This is a genomic window from Planktothrix mougeotii LEGE 06226 (genome assembly GCF_015207485.1).
Lineage (GTDB): Bacteria > Cyanobacteriota > Cyanobacteriia > Cyanobacteriales > Microcoleaceae > Planktothrix.
Genome location: NZ_JADEWU010000108.1, coordinates 1 through 17140, shown reverse-complemented (window position 1 = coordinate 17140; position 17140 = coordinate 1). Strand labels below are relative to the sequence as shown.

The 17140-nt window shown below is 37.3% G+C and carries 13 protein-coding genes and 1 pseudogene; 7 read left to right on the top strand and 7 right to left on the bottom strand.

Translation table 11 applies throughout. The features are described from left to right. Nucleotides 1-2200, bottom strand: a 2200-nt coding sequence (locus IQ236_RS25590) for a DUF4347 domain-containing protein (protein ID WP_193871887.1), incomplete at its 3' end; no start/stop codon positions are given. Nucleotides 2201-3230: 1030 nt separating this feature from the next. On the opposite strand from IQ236_RS25590, the gene IQ236_RS25585 reads away from it, so the two are divergent. Beyond that, nucleotides 3231-4943: a sensor histidine kinase gene (locus tag IQ236_RS25585; RefSeq protein WP_193871886.1), complete on the top strand. Its 1713-nt coding sequence runs from the start codon at nucleotides 3231-3233 to the stop codon at nucleotides 4941-4943. A gap of 147 nt (nucleotides 4944-5090) precedes the next feature. On the opposite strand, the gene IQ236_RS25580 is transcribed toward IQ236_RS25585, so the two are convergent. Continuing rightward, nucleotides 5091-5288 (bottom strand): YqaE/Pmp3 family membrane protein, encoded by a 198-nt coding sequence (locus tag IQ236_RS25580; RefSeq protein ID WP_072719500.1) that lies wholly within the window; start codon nucleotides 5286-5288, stop codon nucleotides 5091-5093. Between the two features lie 207 nt (nucleotides 5289-5495). Here IQ236_RS25580 and IQ236_RS25575 point away from each other — a divergent pair, with 207 nt between their 5' ends. Beyond that, complete coding sequence (locus IQ236_RS25575) at nucleotides 5496-5879, top strand: phage holin family protein (RefSeq protein WP_190524835.1); 384 nt, start codon at nucleotides 5496-5498, stop codon at nucleotides 5877-5879. A 171-nt stretch (nucleotides 5880-6050) separates the two neighbouring features. Here the strand turns inward: IQ236_RS25575 and IQ236_RS25570 are convergent, their stop codons facing one another. From IQ236_RS25570 to IQ236_RS25550, 5 genes are all read right to left on the bottom strand, one after another. Next, nucleotides 6051-6878, bottom strand: coding sequence for a DUF1206 domain-containing protein (locus tag IQ236_RS25570; protein ID WP_193871885.1), 828 nt, complete (start codon nucleotides 6876-6878; stop codon nucleotides 6051-6053). A 60-nt stretch (nucleotides 6879-6938) separates the two neighbouring features. Next, nucleotides 6939-7886, bottom strand: a complete 948-nt coding sequence (locus IQ236_RS25565; RefSeq protein WP_193871884.1) for a putative 2-dehydropantoate 2-reductase — start codon at nucleotides 7884-7886, stop codon at nucleotides 6939-6941. A 23-nt stretch (nucleotides 7887-7909) separates the two neighbouring features. Next, complete coding sequence (locus tag IQ236_RS28270) at nucleotides 7910-8965, bottom strand: hemopexin repeat-containing protein (protein WP_193871883.1); 1056 nt, start codon at nucleotides 8963-8965, stop codon at nucleotides 7910-7912. Nucleotides 8966-9073: 108 nt separating this feature from the next. Further along, on the bottom strand, nucleotides 9074-9487 hold the full coding sequence (locus tag IQ236_RS25555) for a tellurite resistance TerB family protein (protein WP_072719495.1): 414 nt from the start codon (nucleotides 9485-9487) through the stop codon (nucleotides 9074-9076). A gap of 82 nt (nucleotides 9488-9569) precedes the next feature. Beyond that, entirely contained in the window at nucleotides 9570-10889 is a 1320-nt protein-coding gene (locus IQ236_RS25550) for an ATP-binding protein (RefSeq protein WP_193871882.1), read from the bottom strand. Between the two features lie 217 nt (nucleotides 10890-11106). Between IQ236_RS25550 and IQ236_RS25545 the strand changes: the two genes are divergently transcribed. The 5 genes and pseudogenes from IQ236_RS25545 to IQ236_RS25525 all read left to right on the top strand — a co-directional run. Then, a complete protein-coding gene (locus tag IQ236_RS25545) occupies nucleotides 11107-11427 on the top strand; it encodes a TMEM14 family protein (protein ID WP_407676170.1) in 321 nt (106 codons plus the stop codon). Between the two features lie 114 nt (nucleotides 11428-11541). Then, nucleotides 11542-12720, top strand: coding sequence for a cobalt-precorrin-5B (C(1))-methyltransferase CbiD (gene cbiD, locus IQ236_RS25540; RefSeq protein ID WP_193871881.1), 1179 nt, complete (start codon nucleotides 11542-11544; stop codon nucleotides 12718-12720). A 179-nt stretch (nucleotides 12721-12899) separates the two neighbouring features. Beyond that, nucleotides 12900-14519 (top strand): glutamine-hydrolyzing GMP synthase, encoded by a 1620-nt coding sequence (guaA, locus tag IQ236_RS25535; RefSeq protein ID WP_193871880.1) that lies wholly within the window; start codon nucleotides 12900-12902, stop codon nucleotides 14517-14519. A gap of 113 nt (nucleotides 14520-14632) precedes the next feature. Further along, nucleotides 14633-16219 (top strand): SDR family NAD(P)-dependent oxidoreductase, encoded by a 1587-nt coding sequence (locus tag IQ236_RS25530; RefSeq protein ID WP_193871879.1) that lies wholly within the window; start codon nucleotides 14633-14635, stop codon nucleotides 16217-16219. A gap of 188 nt (nucleotides 16220-16407) precedes the next feature. Then, nucleotides 16408-17140, top strand: a pseudogene (locus tag IQ236_RS25525) (IS4 family transposase); the annotation flags it as partial.

Below are 17140 nucleotides of genomic sequence, written 5' to 3'. Positions count from 1 at the left end.
TAATATCTGTATCAGCTATAGCTATTCCTGTACTGTTTTCGGTGAAGGTTGTGCTGTAGTTGTTTCCGGGTGTACTCCCATCTAGGTCAATAATTGGCGGGTCGGGAAAGGGTGCAACCGTAATTGTACTAACAGCAGTATTACTAACATTAACACCATCATTAGCAATTACACTAATTGTCCGAGCGCCAACAGTGGGATTTTGTGAAGTATTCTCGTAGGTAATGCTCTGTAATAAAGTCTGTAAGTCAGCCGTCAGAATATTGCTGTTATCGGGTTTAGTGATTGTAACTTGCTTTGTGGTATCATCGTATTTAACCGTGAAGCTAGTAGTCCCTACTGTAACTGTTGCTGTTTGAGTTACATTCAGGGGAAACTGTGTACCGCCAATCGTTAAAACTTCTTCGACTCCATCTAATATATTAGAAATTGCGAGAGTAAGACTGATAATATCATCCCCATCAGGATCACTTACCGTAGGGACAATATTATTAGAACTAGCAATGAGAATTGGACTATCGCCTTCAGTAAAAGTTGTGTTGTAATCATAGCCTGCTGGAACTGTTATATCGTCATAATCCAAATCAACAACAGGGGGAGAACCGAGGGTTAATACTTTTAAGTTTGAAATTTCATGAATATTTGTAGCCCCACCTGTAGCAGCCGCAAAACCAAATTTGAAGGTACTAGGTAATGATGTGTCTCCGTTGGCAGCTTTAAGATCTAGGTCATCGAAAACATATTCACCTGCATCTCCAATTCCATTAGAATTGGTATCAAAGAAAAGGCTTAATATTCCATCTTTAGACAGTTGAATTCCTACTTTTCTTTTGACTCCAACGGTATCTCTTGTAACTGTAACTGGATTATTATTTACGTCAAAATAGAGATCATTAGGAGCATCAATTCCATTAACACCATTTGGTAAGGCATCATAGGTGGCAATAAAGTCATAAGAGTTGCTCAGATCTTGTGTCCCTCCAGGAAGAAGAATTTCTTTCCCGCGAATTGTAATTGAGTCACGAACAGGAGTTTTTAAATCTGGATTTGATGATCCTACGCGAACAGTCCTATTACTGTTGTTGACTTGTGTAGCAAAGTTTCCATACTCATCAAATCCAATGCCAATATAACCTCCCTCAATACCGTTTGTAGGTGTTCCGGCAGAAGTTCCATCTGGGTTTAAATTACGGTTCTGGGCATATCCCAAAGACCCCCCGAAGGCTCCGGCTTTGGTTGGAGACTTGCTGCCATCAATTAAGAAAAAGCTTAATCCATCTGCTCTATAAGGTACAATTGGTGTCCCTGAAGCAAATTGTCCCCCATAAGAATAATAATCAAATAATATTGTTAATCCTTTGTCAGAATCAATGGTGTTATTGTAAATAATAAAACCTTGCTGATTGGTAAGAGATGTACCGGAAGCATTTTTAACAGAAGTTAGTCTTAACGCACCATTACCATCGCTATCAATTAGTGCAGGGTCTGTTCCTGTAGGAACGCCCGGAATCCCACCAGGTTGTGGATTTCTGTCTGCTCTTGCTGTTAAGAAAGGAAGATTACTCGTTGATAAGTTTGGACTAGCCTCACCATTTCCATACAGCCAATTCAGCGTAGTTGTGTTTAGGTCAATGTCTTTAAAAGATTCATCGACTAATGTGTTCAGTAATACGCCATCATAGTTCGATAACGTTTGAGTTTGAATGGCTAAACTGGTATCAATAGTTCCGGTTGCATATTCTAAATTCCAATCTGCTCCTAAATAGCTTGCACCTGTTAAATTCTCGGAGGCGGCTACATCTGTTTGAGTGAGTTGAGATAAATTTGTAACGAAAGATTGTCCTAAACTTCCAGATGCAACATTACATCCATATAATAAAATATCTGCATCGGCAGTTAATTGGGTTTGCCATTGCTGGAATTGTCTAGTATATTGATTTAAGGTTTGATTATCTAAAATTGTATTGCCTAATTGGATACTTCCTGAACTTCCATGAGCAATAATTTGTAGAGAGTCAATATTTTTAAAATTTGATAAAAGGGAAGTAATTTGATGAATTCCGTCTTGATTTGGGTCAAGAACTACTACCTCTGCGTTGGGATCAATACCTTGTAGTAATGTTTCGTAATTCTCAACTTGAGAATCAATAACAACAAGAGTTTGATGAGAATTTTGGATGAAATTATTATTAGATGACATATCCTGATTTCCTTAGATTTAGATACACTGTGAGAACGTTTAATCAATGGGGTTATAACAGATACAGTTAGTAGTATCTTAGATAACCCAATCAGTTTTTGGGGGATTTATCATAATCTATTCTAACGGCAATTTCTATCGCAAAAAAAACTTTTGCTCATCAGAATATTAGAGATTATACTGATCAATCCCTCTTAAAAATGGGTTTTTGCTTTAAAAAGCATTGGGGAGCAAATCCAAAAATATTCATCACTACTTTTGAAAATCATCAAACAAGTAGCAAGGCTTTTAAAACTAGATTTGTGCAGAAATATACACAATTAAAACAATGCTCTTTCATAGAAAAAATTAATTTTTTTATACAAAAAGCTAGATTTCTGGAAAACTGATGATCTAGTTTGTATTTGAGATGCACTGATACACTATTATGACGCTTTTGACCCTGAATTAAAACTGTGTATCACAAATTATACCTATGCTTAAGTATAAATGCGGAGATTTGAAAAAATCACTCTGTATATGTCAGATTTAAAATTGTCCTATTAATAGTTGACAAAATACTATCAATGTAGTATAAAGCCTTTTTGAATCCAATTCATTAAATCTGGGAACCAAATGCCTCCCCACAAGGGTTATAGACCTATTATCTTGTTGTAGAGAAGGGATAGATGAGTGGAGAAATATTAAGAATAATCCATTGAGGTTCTAATTTCTATGACCCTGTTTTAAAACTATCATCCGAGTTAATACGGATATATTGCTCAAAAATCCCACTCTCCCAGTTTGTTGGGTGTACTCGCTGGAAAATACTGGGGTAAATCGTAACGTTCCGGGTGGGCAATCAGCTAGAGAAAATGGACGACAAGGAAACATCAGGTTATCTTAAAAGGAGTGGCATCCCGTGAAGCGTCAACATCCCTCAAGCAATTGAGTTAATTTTGTTTTAGGAAATCCCTGGCGTAGAACAGCAAGGTGGATGTCAACTAGCATAAAATAATATAGACCTTCTTGGCTAAGAGCGACCTTACGGATGTCTCTAATTTCATCTCAACATAACTTAACAAAAAGTAAACGTTCCTCTGGCATTGTCTTGCCTATGTTTGATCGTCTAAGCATTCGGCAAAAAATTGGCTGGGGTTATGGATTAGTGATTGGGGTAGTTTTGGTTGGCGTAACCACAGCATTTTTAATGGAAACCGCTTCTCAAAAACCTCTGCGAACCCAATTGCAAATTGATCAAGAGAAAGCAACGGTTCTTGATGGACTCAGCCAAAGTCTTCTACAGTTAAAACATAATCAAGATAATTTAGTCCAATTCCTCAGCAATGACCAAGATATGGAAAAAGTTGAACGAGGGGTTTCTGCCTTGCGTTCCACTCTTTTTGTGATGAATAATCAGCTTCAACAACTTCAAAATATTCCTGAAACTACAGATAACGAGGTTCAACAAGATTATCAACTATTACAAGACTTAACTCAACGCTATAAAGAACGCTTAAATAACTACTCATCCCCCTTTGAAAAACTCATTCAAATCACAGAAAGACCTAACCTTAATCCTAAAATTTTGCAATCCGTTCAAAAATCTTTGATTGATTTGAATCGGACTACCGGAATTACCCAAGTTTATCCCCTTTATTCAGAAACAACTCAACTCGAAAATAGATTTCGGAAACGAGCCGAAACTGCAATCCAAGCTTATGATAAAATCGGTGTTTTAAGCAATCAAATTATTATCGTTACTTTATTAATATCTGGGGGAATAGCAATCCTATTAGCCATTGGTATTGGTCGAATGATTGCCTTTCCTTTGGAAACAATGATTAAAGTCGCAGAGCAAGTGAGTGAAGAATCGGATTTTGCCTTACAAGCTCCCGTGACCAGTTCCGATGAATTGGGAGCATTAACGTTATCTTTAAATCATTTAATTCAACGGGTTGCTGAGTATACGGAAGAATTACAAAAAGCTAAAATGGCGGCGGAAGCTGCCAACCGTTCTAAGAGTGTCTTTTTAGCCAATATGAGTCATGAATTACGAACCCCTTTAAATGCGATTATTGGCTATAGTGAAATGCTTCATGATGAATCTGAAGATTTGGGATATACAGACTTTTTACCTGACCTAGAACGAATTCAAACCGCCGGAAAACATCTGCGGGATATGATTAGTGATATTTTAGATATTTCTAAAATTGAAGCGGGTCATGTCACCCTCTATTTAGAAAATTTCCCCGTTGATAAATTGGTAGAAGATGTGATTACAACGGCTAAACCCTTAGCCGAAAAAAATAATAATGTTTTGAAAGTTAAGGCTAAATCTAATATTGGAACGATGTATGCCGATATGCCAAAAGTTCGACAAATTTTGTTAAACTTACTGAGCAATGCTTCCAAATTTACTGAAAAAGGAACGATTTATTTAATTATTGAACGCACTCAGGAAAAACCTCCTATTTCAGAAGATGATGAGTTAATGTATGGATTGGTTGCTAACTCTCCTCAATATCTGGTGTTTCGCGTTCGAGATACCGGAATTGGGATGACAGAAGAACAATTACAACAGATTTTTAAACCGTTTATTCAAGCGGATGCTTCTACAACAAAACGTTTTGGGGGAACGGGTTTAGGACTAGCTATTAGTCAGCGTTTATGCCAAATTCTGGGGGGAGTGATTACGGTAGAAAGTCAAATTAATAAAGGTTCTATTTTTAGTGTTTGGCTACCCGTTCATGTCAAAGGATAAACAACTATAGCAAGTCTAAATGGATTGTACTCTCATCATCATGGCTGATGATTAATCCTAAAAAATGGAGATAAATCTCCCGGTAAGGGCGAGGTATCCTCGCCCCTACGATGTAGAGATTACCGTGATAAAATTCGAGAAAATCCATTAAGTATTGTAGGTTCTTTCTACTTCTCCTTGTCTTTCGGCGTGCTTGGCAATCACCCAAACCGCATGAATTGAACCGGGTAGCCAACCTAACAGGGTAAGCAGAATATTAAATAACAGTGCTGAACTAAACCCAACGGTTAAATAAACCCCAAGAGGTGGCAAAAGAATTCCTAAGATAACTTGTAATAATCTCATCAGAATTGGTTTCCATAGCAACTACCTTATGCTTTTATTTTTAATTTAAACCCTTAGATTTACATCTTTCTAAAGGACGATTCAGGTCTGGGGGATGAAAATGATTGACGATAACGAATCTATCTATCTATAGAGGTCAATCATTACTGTTTTTAACTAAGGTTAAAAGTAAAATTTGTTAGATTTGTAAAAAATTGAGGAAAATTTATGATGGCATCGTTATTGACTTTGGTAGCAACGGCTCTAAGTTTATTAATTGTTGATCTTGTTGTTCCTGGGGTAAATCTAGCCACATTTCCGGCGGCTTTAATTGCGGCGGCGGCAATTGGTGGGGTGAATGCTTTTGTTAAGCCTGTAATCTCAACATTATCTCTTCCCCTGAATTTTTTAAGCTTGGGTGCTTTTTCCTTTGTTGTTAATGGTTTGTGTTTCTGGTTGGCTTCTGTATTAGTCCCTGGATTTCAGGTGTATGGTTTCTTGGGCTTTATTTTAGGCCCTGTAATTTTATCAGCCGTTAATACTTTCTTGAATAGTTATTTTGTGGAGAAATATCCCCAACAATTTAATGCTCAAGAACCCTTAACTAAATAAGTGGCATCTATAGTAAGTCTAAATCAATTGTACAACTGTTTTGATCCCAATTGATCGTAGGGGCGAGGCACGCCTCGCCCTGAACTGCAAATCCAAGTATTTTTAGTATTAATAATCAAGTTGACCATTTTATACAATTCCTTTAGACTTGCTATATATCTGATATTCAGTTCAATCCACTTCAATGCGCTTATAAATGGCTTTTACCGCCATATAAATTCCGTAAGCAACTAAACCTAAAGCGACTAAAGTTAATAGGAATTTACCAAAAGGTTGTTGTCTTAAGGTTTGTAAAGCTCCATCAATCCCTTTAACTTCATTGGGATTAGTAAAACGAGCGGCTTGAATCAAGAAAAAGCCAATAATAACAAAAACAATCCCTCTCGCAAAAATCCCTAATCGGCAAATATTAATTAATAAGTTTTGCTTTTTGGGTTCTAAATTCCTTAAATCTAGCTCTTGAGTAAACTTAGTTTTATAGGCTTTATAAAACATATAAAATCCTAAGCCAATAATGAATGCTCCTAGGGTGGCAACTAACCCATTTCCCCAAGGTTGAGCGAGTACAAACGCTGTCCAATCTTGTTGAGAATTTCCGCCTCCGGTGGCTGCACCCATGACTAAACGAGCCGATGTTAAGGCTAATCCCGCATAAATTAATCCGCTTATCGCATAACCTAAACGGCTGAAAATTCCTTTGGCATCGCTGCCTTTATGTTCAGGATCTTGAATACATTCAATCCATCGCCATAGGGCATATCCGATTAACCCAATCGTGATTAATACTAATAGAAATTGTCCAAAAGGTTGGGTTGCAATTGTCTGTAAGGCTCCAGTGGTATCTGTTGTTTGTCCGCCCAAACCAAAGGCAGCCATTAGGGCTAACACTCCAATTAATCCATAAACAAAGCCTTTGGTTATATACCCTAATCGGGCTAAACGTTCTATCCAAGTCGAACGATTTGCCGTGACAGTATAGGAAGGTCGATTAGAACTCATAACGTCCTTCAAATTAGATTTTATCTTTCTAATTTAACGAACCCTTCCTAATTTCTACCTCTATCGGAGGATAGTTTGATTTCGAGTATCTAAAAATTTTAACTGTTGATAGAGCATCTTAATTTTAGGAACATTAACACCCTGAGCAATAGCCGCTTGTAAAGGATTTCCAATAATAGCTTCCAGTTCTAAAGGGCGATGAGCGTCATAATCTAACTTCATACTGGTTAAATAAGGCTTCATTTTATCCGTATGATCAAGCATCAATTCAATATAATTTTTAGGAAGATGGCGATTATAACCAGAAGCAATTGCAACGACTTCTCCCATTAATTCTGCTGTTAAAAGACGAGTTTCTGGGTTTGCCATGATTTCATCGGTTCTGGCATCTAACACCACTGAAAGACCATTATAAGGAATATTCCAAACTAATTTTTTCCATCGAGATAACATTAAATCTTCACTCAATTCAATCGGGATTTGAGCTCGTTGGAAATCGACTGCAATCTCCTGCATTCGCTCAGAAATTCCGCCGGGTTGATATTGATCTTGATATTCTCCTAAATGAACGGCACTATAATCAATATGCTGAATATGTCCAGGCCCGACTTTATTAGAACAAATAAAACAAAGTCCCCCAATCACTCGTTTTTCCCCAACAATTTCAGCAATTTGAGGTTCAACATTGAGTCCATTTTGTAAGAGTAAAACAACTCCATCGGGTTTAACAATGGGTGGCAATAATTGAGGTAATAAATAATTGTGAGTCGTTTTTAAAGTAATAATCACAACATCACAGGGAGGCATTTGATGAACATCATTATAGGCCTGAACTTGGGGCAGGGTAAAATTCCCCTCTAAAGAGTCAATTCTTAAACCTTGTGTACGGACAAATTCATAATCTCGATTTAGGAGAAAATGAACTTCCAGACCCGCTTTTTGCAGTTTCGCACCGTAGAATCCTCCGACTGCACCTGTACCAATAATTGCATAGCTTCGAGTTACCATAACCTTAAAAAATACTCCTAAATTTAACGAGGTTTACAATAAAAAATTGACCAAGTTTCATTGATTTTTTTAGGATGACCTGGCTCTATTGACCCTTGATTAATATCATAGACAATATATTGATCTTCTTTAAATAAAAAGGCTTTTTGATCATGAAGCGTTACGGCTGCATCAATCCCTTCCGTAAATTTCAAAGGCCATTCTTTTCCTAATCCGTCTTTAATCTTTTTGGGATAACCTCGATCTGTCATTTCTTTATAAATATCATATTGTATATATTCATCCCCTTTAAAAAAATAAGCTTTTCCATTATTCCATAAAACAGCCGCATCAATTCCCTGATAAAAATGACTAGGCCATCCTAACCAATTCCCACTATTTAATCTTTGAGGATAACCCGGTTCTACCCGATTTTGATATAAATCAAAGCGAATATATTCATTTTCTTTAAAGAAAAAGGCTTTGCCATTATTCCAGAGTAAACCCGCATCAATTCCGTGATGAAAGGACTCTGGAAAACTAGCTCCGATTCCCTGTTGAATTTTTTTAGGGTATCCTGATTCAATACAGTGGTGAGCTAAATTATAATTAATATACTGATTGCCTTTTAAAAAATAAGCATTTCCATCTTTCCAAGTTAAAACTGTATCTAAATCCGCCATCAAAAACCGAGCTTTTCCCAAATCTAACCAATTAAGAATTTCTGCTGGTAAAGGTTTGCGTTGACGAGTTTTCGGATCAATACAAATATGTTTTGTTGATCCTTGAGCAATTAATTGATCAGAAGATTTCAAGACAACTTTATATTTAATTTTGAAAGAAGTTTCATTAATTAATTCAGGGTTTGACTCAATCCAAATCTGATCTCCACAATATAAAGGAAAGCGGAAATCAACTGTGGCATGAACAACAGGAATGGCAGAATCAGGATTAATAAAAAAATTTTTAATATCAATTTCAGCCGTTGTTAGAGAGGCTTCATAAGCTTCATGACACATCGCCAAAATATTGGTAAAATAAACCACACCCGCAGCATCCGTATCTTGAAAACGAACGATTCGACTGTAGATATAAGTCATTTTATCCCCTCATTTCAAACCTAAATTTTTAAAAGTTAAATTTTGTAAAAATACCATGAGGTGGGCAATGCCCACCTAGTCAATTCTATTTCTTTTTCTCTAATTGTATCATCCTTTATTTTTGATCAACATAACATCAATAATGTTATTTGCCATGCTTTCAGAAATCTCTAAGACATTAAAGAGATTATCGAGCAAGGCATCTTCTTCTTCTGTAATTTCTCCATCGGCTAAGGTAATATCTGTAACAACAGCAAAAGCCGTTTCTCTCAATTCTTTAGGCAATTTTTCCACGGCTGCTTTTAATAATACATCCGATCCTTGTTCTTGTAATTGATTCAGGAGTTGATCAATCATGGCTCGCATTTTCTCCCCGGAATAATCACTGAAAAGCTGCATTCGTGAAAACGTTGTTGTTATCGCTTGGGACTCACTTCCGGTAATATAACCATCGGCTGCTACTGCAATTAATGAGATCGCAGCAAAAGCTTCCGCAGAATTCAGTTCAATGGGACTTGGCATTGTTAAAACCTCCTGAGTAATTTGGAGTTGAAGCAGATTTTTCCCACGCTTATGATGACACTATCTGCTGATTTTTTCCAATTTATTTTCTCCAAATTGCTAATTCAGCCGTTAAAAAGTCAATAAATTGTCGTGCTGTCCGCCCAGATCGACCATTATGACGAGTGGCCCATTGTAAGGCTCGAAACTGCAACTCTTCAGGACTGATCTCAATTCCTCCTTGACCCGCTAAATGTTTGACAATATTCAAATAAGTATTTTGATCCGCAGGTTCAAAGGTTAAGGTTAAACCAAAGCGATCGCTAAAGGATAATTTTTCCTGTACCGTATCCCAAACATGAACTTCATCCTGATCTTTTGGTGACGGTCGATCTTCAAAATATTCTCGGACTAAATGACGACGGTTAGAGGTTGCATAAACCACAACATTTTGAGGACGGGCTGTTAAATTTCCTTCTAATACAACTTTCAAGGCTTTAAAGGCATCGTCATCTTCTTCAAAGGATAAATCATCGACAAAAATAATAAATTTTTGGGGTACACCTTGCAACTGTTCAACCACAAGAGATAAATCTTTTAAATCTGATTTTGCAACTTCAATTAATTTTAAATTTTGATCCCTATACTGATGTAATAATGCCTTGATTAAAGAAGATTTGCCCGCACCTCGACTTCCATATAATAAAACATTTAAGGCGGGATATCCGGCTAATAAAATTTCTGTATTTTTTAACAGCATATCCCGTTGAGTTTCATAACCGACTAACTGGTTTAAATGGACAGGATCGGGGTTTAAAATTTTAATAAATTGTTTCTGTTGCCAACGAAATGCAGAGGCACTGGCAAATAAACCTGTCCCAAATTTATGATAATGATTAGCTAAACTTTCTACGACATCTGACCAATTTTCTAAGGTTGAAAACTGATTTTTTAGGGGTAATTCTTCAATTCTATCTAACTGTTCGGGTTGGGGTTGCCAAATTGTCGGATTTTCGGATAATTGGGCAATACTTCTTAACCACTGACTCAATTTTTCACTATTACATTGATAGAGGGTTTGTAATGTTTTTAAGTCTAGTTTGGTTGCTTCAATTAAGGACGGGGATAATTGATTAAAGGAGATTTGCTGCGCTTGTTGACTAAAGGGATTATCAGCGCGTAAAATTTGGGTAATTAAATAGTCTTGCCAAGTTTGTCGATGTTTAGCTTGAACTTGAAACCAAATTCCATAGGCTTTTAAACAATTTAAAATACTAGATTCACCGTGATGAAAAGCTTCTAACAGGCTTAAAAACGCCTGCCCAATTTCATCATTTAAAACTTCTTGATATAATAATAAAGATGCAGCCTGACGTTGTAAAAAGCGTACCTGGGAGATAATTTGACTATTCAGAGAAGACATAGGAACAAGTTGACAATTTTTATCTTACATTTTACCAAAATTGGGCTGATTCAGAAACTCTTTTTTTCCCAGATGCTGGATTTCTAGGATTAACAAGCTCTATATAAATTTTTACAACGTTAAAGTTTAACTTTTGATACAATTAGAACAAATGTTAATCCAGTTAGCCCCTAACGTTGTATAAAAGAACTTTGTAATGATTGGATGAACAGGAGTTATGATGAGTTTAGGGGTAATTGCTGCGATCGCTTACGGCTTATTAGCGATTATCGGTGGCATTGTTGGTTATACTAAAGCTAAAAGTAAAATTTCTCTGTTTGCAGGTTGTACCACTGGTTTGTTACTGGTTTTAGGTGGAATTCTTCAGATTCAAGGGTTAACCTGGGGATTAATTTTCTCCATTGTTCTGTCGGTTTTTCTGATCATTACTTTTATTTCCCGTTTATTCAAAACCCGTAAATTCATGCCTTCTGGATTAATGATTATTGCTGGATTTGTTGCCTTGGCTTTGATGGGATATCAACTGCAAATTCTTTGAAACTAGGGAACAGGGAATTAGGAATTAGGAATTACAAATTACGAATTACGAATTACGAATTACGAATTACGAATAGGGAATAGGGAATAGGGAATAGGGAATCAAGCTATAATTATGATTATAAATCAACCCCGTTCTGGATATACACTTCCTGTTTTTGCTTGTGCTGCAGCTGTAGCTGCATTGCAATATTTACAACAAAAAAATCAGTTCATTCAGCAAGTTTCCATTGATTTAATAGATCCGGCGGAAACAGTTAATATCCCCATTGAACACATTGCGATGTTAACTGAAAATTCTGCTTTAGCGATTACTCGTTCTGATCCCGGAGATAATTTAGATTTAACCCGAAATACGCCCATTTGGGCCAGGGTAGAATGGGTGAATCATTTACCCCTACCTTTGTCTTTTCAAGCTAGAGGAGATTTACTTTCGGATGCTATTTTTATTCAAGGCGGAGAAGGAATTGGCTATCATGAAAAAACCGGACAAACCGCCATCTATCGGTATGCAAAACTTTTATTATTAGCCAATCTTGAGAAATTACTTAAACCCAACGAAAAAATTTTAATTACCTTTATTTTACCTGAAGGGAAACAATTGGCAACCCGCACTTCTAATGCTGCCTTTGGAATTGTTGAAGGCTTATCGTTATTGGGAACAACCGGAATTTCTCAAGCCTTAACGGTTCCTGAACAATTAGAACACTATCAAGCCCAATTACAAGAAAAAGCGACAGAATTTGATGGTTTAGTTTTTTGTATTGGTGAAAATGGATTAGATTTGGCTCAAAAAATCGGAATTCCCCCTCAACAAATCGTAAAAACAGCCAATTGGTTAGGATCAATGTTAGTGTCCGCCGCCCTAGCTGGAATTCAATCTATTTTATTATTAGGTTATCATGGCAAATTAATCAAATTAGCAGGGGGAATTTTCCACACCCATCATCATCTAGCCGATGGCCGATTAGAAATATTAACCGCCTATTGTGCCAATGCTGGACTCCCCACCGCAAATCTTCAACAAATTTTTAACAGTACAACGGCGGAGGATGCCTTACAATATCTGCGAGAATTAGAGGTAATACAGGGGGAAAATTACGTCAATCAAGTTTATGGAGCGATCGCAACCGCGATTGATCACCGATCCCAGGCTTATATTTACACCCACTGCGAAAAAAATGTCAAGGTAGGTTCCCTAATGTTCGACCGTAAGCGTAAAATTATCATCAGAAGTGAAATCGCTGATACAATTTTAGAACAAATTTGCTATTCTAATCAGAATCACTCTTGAAGGCTGTTGTCAAGATTTGTCCATCCTGACGCCTAACCGCTAATTCAGGATCTCTAAATCTATAATGATGTGATTCGTCCTTGAAAACCTCCTCGATTATGCTTCTCAGTAAGACCAGAGGAGGTCGGGATTTTATAAGTGTTAACCTTTGAATTTCTATCCCTTACATTACACTCAATATGTCTCCCCAGACTCAAACCCCAACTCAACCCCAAGATACTAATACTTCAGGCGAAAAATTGAACCGACAAATGATTGTCATTCTTGACTTCGGTTCCCAATATTCCGAATTAATTGCCCGCCGCATTCGGGAAACCGAGGTTTATTCTGAAGTCATCTCCTACCGCACCACCGCCGAACAACTCACAGCCCTAAACCCAAAAGGCATTATCCTCTCAGGTGGCCCCAATTCTGTCTATGATGAAGGAACACCCCAATGTGATCCCAAACTCTGGGAGTTGGGGATTCCCGTTTTAGGGGTTTGTTATGGAATGCAGTTAATGGTAAAACAGCTAGGGGGCGGCGTAGAACGAGCCAAACGCGCCGAATATGGGAAAGCGTCTTTACAGATTGATGACCCAACGGATTTACTCACCAATGTTGAACAGGGTGCAACCATGTGGATGAGTCACGCTGACTCCTGCACACAATTACCCCCTGGATTTGAAGTTTTAGCCCATACTGATAATACCCCCTGCGCCGCCATTGCTGACCATGAAAGACATTTATATGGCGTCCAATTCCATCCTGAAGTGGTTCATTCCATTGGGGGTCAAGCCTTAATTCGCAATTTTGTTTATCATATTTGTCGCTGTCAACCGACTTGGACAATGGAAGCTTTTGTAGAAGAATCCATTCGAGAAATTCGCGCGCGAGTCGGTGATAAACGGGTATTATTAGCGCTTTCTGGCGGCGTTGATTCTTCAACTTTAGCCTTTTTACTCCACCGTGCCATTGGCGATAATTTAACCTGTATGTTTATCGACCAAGGGTTTATGCGGAAATTAGAACCCGAACGATTAGTTAAATTATTTCATGAACAATTCCATATTCCGGTTCAATATGTAAACGCCCGTGAACGGTTCTTAAAAGAACTTGAAGGCGTCACTGACCCTGAAGAAAAACGTAAACGCATTGGTCGAGAATTTATTCGAGTTTTTGAAGAAGAATCGACTCGTTTAGGGCCCTTTGATTATTTAGCTCAAGGGACATTATATCCTGATGTGATTGAATCGGCTGATACTAATGTTGATCCCAAAACCGGAGAACGGGTTGCGGTTAAAATTAAAAGCCATCACAATGTCGGAGGATTACCTAAAGATTTACGGTTTAAATTAGTAGAACCTCTGCGAAAACTGTTTAAAGATGAAGTTAGAAAAGTGGGGCGTTCTATTGGTTTACCCGAAGAAATTGTGCGACGACATCCTTTTCCTGGCCCTGGTTTAGCGATTCGGATATTAGGAGAAGTCACGACTGAAAAGTTAAATATTCTCCGAGATGCGGATTTAATTGTGCGTGAAGAAATCAATAAAAAAGGGGTTTATCACGATTATTGGCAAGCTTTTGCAGTCTTGCTTCCGGTGCGAAGCGTTGGGGTGATGGGAGATCATCGCACTTATGCTTATCCGATTGTTTTGCGATTTGTGAGTAGTGAAGATGGGATGACGGCGGATTGGTCACGGGTTCCCTATGATTTATTAGAACAGATTTCTAATCGGATTGTCAATGAAGTTCGCGGCGTGAATCGGGTGGTTTATGATATTACCTCTAAGCCGCCTGGAACGATTGAATGGGAATAGAATTTTTTAAGTCAAATTCCCCATCAACATAACTGTAGAAACGCACCAATAACCGTAGAGACGCGCCATGGCGCGTCTCTACAAGGGCATTTTTTTAACCAGAGTTTATTAATATGCAGCCACCAGTCTGTTTAATTACCGGAGGGAGTTCTGGAATTGGTTTAAGCACCGCATTAGAACTCACTAAACAAGGATATCATGTCTTGATTGCTTGTCGTTCTGAACGCAAAGCCTATCAAGCCATTGATTATATTGAAAACCGCACAAATCAGGGAAAAGTTGAATTTTTACCGTTAGATTTAGCTTCATTAGATTCAATTCGTTGCTGTGTTGATATCTTTGAAAAACGACAGCTTCCTTTAAATTTATTAATTAATAATGCAGGTATTTTTAATCAATCAGGAACCACCCAAGAAGGATTTGAATTAATTTGGGGAACCAATTATTTAGGACATTTTTTATTAACCTATTTATTATTAGATAAACTCAAATCCTCAGAATCCAGCCAAATATTATTTATTGGTTCTGATTTAGCTTTATGGTCAACAAATCTGGATTGGAAACGATGGGTGAAAAAAACACCCTTGAACTTCCTCAAATTATATGCAGATTCTAAAATGTGTTTATTACTCTTGATGCGGTATCTTCTACAACATCAATTGCATGAAACCTCCGTCAGAGTCAATACATTCCATCCGGGTTTTGTTCAATCTAATATTACCATTTGGCATCAGTTAAGCCGTTTTTTAAAAATTGGTAATTCTCCTCAAACAATTAGTAAAAATATTATTAAATTTTTGACTAATCCTGAATATTATTCAGTTCAAGGTCAATTCTTAAATCGAAATCTTCAACCGATGCCCTTAACGGATATTGCCATAAATGATCATTTAGCCAGTCAACTTTGGGAAAAAAGTTTATTTTGGACTGGATTATCTAATCCGATTATACAAACTCCCGTTCAATATAACCCTGAAGATGGCATCTGGGGGCCTTATTCTTTAAATTTAACCGAAACTGAACTCAAAGACATTCAAAAACAGATTTTCAAGATTGTTTTACCCCGTTCTCCCATTCCCATCTTATTTAATAGCTATCAATTTCTCAAAACCGGAAATTTTGGCTCATTAATATTATTACTGATTCAAGGATTAAAACGGGAATTTCACATGGAACGCCATTTAGATTCTCCTATTATTTTTGAACTTTGCAAAAATCCTAATTTACTCAAAAAAGTTCGGGACTATTTAGGGGAATCTCTGTTTCTGTGGCGTTCTGAATTATGGGCAAATTATCCCGCACAACAATTAATTCCCCTTTGGCATCAAGACCGATATCCTCAATTATTAACACAAACGGGAAAAACCCTCCATGTTTATATTGCTTTAACGGAAGTGAATACCGGAAATGGATTTCAATATTTACCTAAAAAATATAACTCATTATGTTCAGTTAAAATGAATGATCCCTTTAGTGGAAATCCATTTTTTGAACTTAAAACTGATATCGAAAAATCCGCCTTACCTGTCTGTTTAAAACCCGGAGAATTTATCTTTTTTACGGATGATTTAATTCATCGTTCTATTTGTAATATGAGTGGTCAAGTGCGTCTCTCCTTAACCCTTCGTTTTGCCGAATCTAGGGTTAAAATGTGTAAAAGTTATAGTTCTCACATCCAATCTCCCATTGTATTTTTTTAGAGTTAAATCGTAGGGGCGAGGTCTCCTCCATTGGTGTCAACTTAAGGAAAAGATAGGAGGCGATCGCAAGGTTAATGGGAGTTGAAGAGGGCGATTAGTAGTCGCCCTGGCGACGTGACAACTGTAGATGTTAGTTTAAAGGGGCGATCGCACTGATTCGGCGTTAGTTGAAGGGGGAAGAAAATCAGATGAGTAAAACAACAGGCAAAATTTTGAGAAACGCCGACTTAAGGCATCAAAGCCAAATGCCGGGGCCAGAATTAGAAGTTTTAGAAAAAGAACTGTTAAGAGTGCTGAGACCCGAAAGTTTTAAACCGTTAAAAGAAAGCCGAGGAATCAACGAAAAGAAACTGCGTTCGCGACTGTTAAATTTACCAGTGATGATGGCAATAGTGATCGGGTTAGTATATAGAAGAATTGCCGGACTGCGAGAACTGTTGAGAATTCTCTCAGCAGAAGGAATGCTGTGGGTAGAACCAATGCAAGTCAGTATAGAAGCATTATCAAAAAGATTAAGAACACTGCCAGCGACTTTATTTGTAGAAGTGTTTGAACAGGTAATAGAGAAATTAAAAACAGAAGAAAATCCGAAAGCCGTGCCGGAAAAATGGCTTGGGGTGGCCGAAAAGTTTAGAGGAATTTGGATAGCAGATGGTTCCACATTAGAAGAATTATTTAAAAAGTTGAAAGCCCTGAGAAATGGGAACACAGTATTAGGGGGAAAGATGATGGTGATTGTAGAAGCCTGGACATATAGACCGGTGAAGATGTGGTATACAGAAGAATCAAAAGCGAACGATAAAATCTTTACTGACCAACTACTAGAACAACTTCCCCAAGAGGGATTAATGATTTTTGACTTAGGTTTTTTTAAGTTTGGGTGGTTTGATGAATTTACAGAGCAAAAGAAATTTTTTGTAA

What these genes read in the sequence shown, in the direction of transcription:
- IQ236_RS25585 (WP_193871886.1), top strand. Translation starts at nt 3,231, where the DNA reads ATGTCTCTAATTTCATCTCAACATAACTTAACAAAAAGTAAACGTTCC.
- IQ236_RS25580 (WP_072719500.1), bottom strand. Translation starts at nt 5,288, where the DNA reads ATGAGATTATTACAAGTTATCTTAGGAATTCTTTTGCCACCTCTTGGG.
- IQ236_RS25575 (WP_190524835.1), top strand. Translation starts at nt 5,496, where the DNA reads ATGATGGCATCGTTATTGACTTTGGTAGCAACGGCTCTAAGTTTATTA.
- IQ236_RS25570 (WP_193871885.1), bottom strand. Translation starts at nt 6,878, where the DNA reads ATGAGTTCTAATCGACCTTCCTATACTGTCACGGCAAATCGTTCGACT.
- IQ236_RS25565 (WP_193871884.1), bottom strand. Translation starts at nt 7,886, where the DNA reads ATGGTAACTCGAAGCTATGCAATTATTGGTACAGGTGCAGTCGGAGGA.
- IQ236_RS28270 (WP_193871883.1), bottom strand. Translation starts at nt 8,965, where the DNA reads ATGACTTATATCTACAGTCGAATCGTTCGTTTTCAAGATACGGATGCT.
- IQ236_RS25555 (WP_072719495.1), bottom strand. Translation starts at nt 9,487, where the DNA reads ATGCCAAGTCCCATTGAACTGAATTCTGCGGAAGCTTTTGCTGCGATC.
- IQ236_RS25550 (WP_193871882.1), bottom strand. Translation starts at nt 10,889, where the DNA reads ATGTCTTCTCTGAATAGTCAAATTATCTCCCAGGTACGCTTTTTACAA.
- IQ236_RS25545 (WP_407676170.1), top strand. Translation starts at nt 11,107, where the DNA reads ATGATGAGTTTAGGGGTAATTGCTGCGATCGCTTACGGCTTATTAGCG.
- cbiD (WP_193871881.1), top strand. Translation starts at nt 11,542, where the DNA reads ATGATTATAAATCAACCCCGTTCTGGATATACACTTCCTGTTTTTGCT.
- guaA (WP_193871880.1), top strand. Translation starts at nt 12,900, where the DNA reads ATGTCTCCCCAGACTCAAACCCCAACTCAACCCCAAGATACTAATACT.
- IQ236_RS25530 (WP_193871879.1), top strand. Translation starts at nt 14,633, where the DNA reads ATGCAGCCACCAGTCTGTTTAATTACCGGAGGGAGTTCTGGAATTGGT.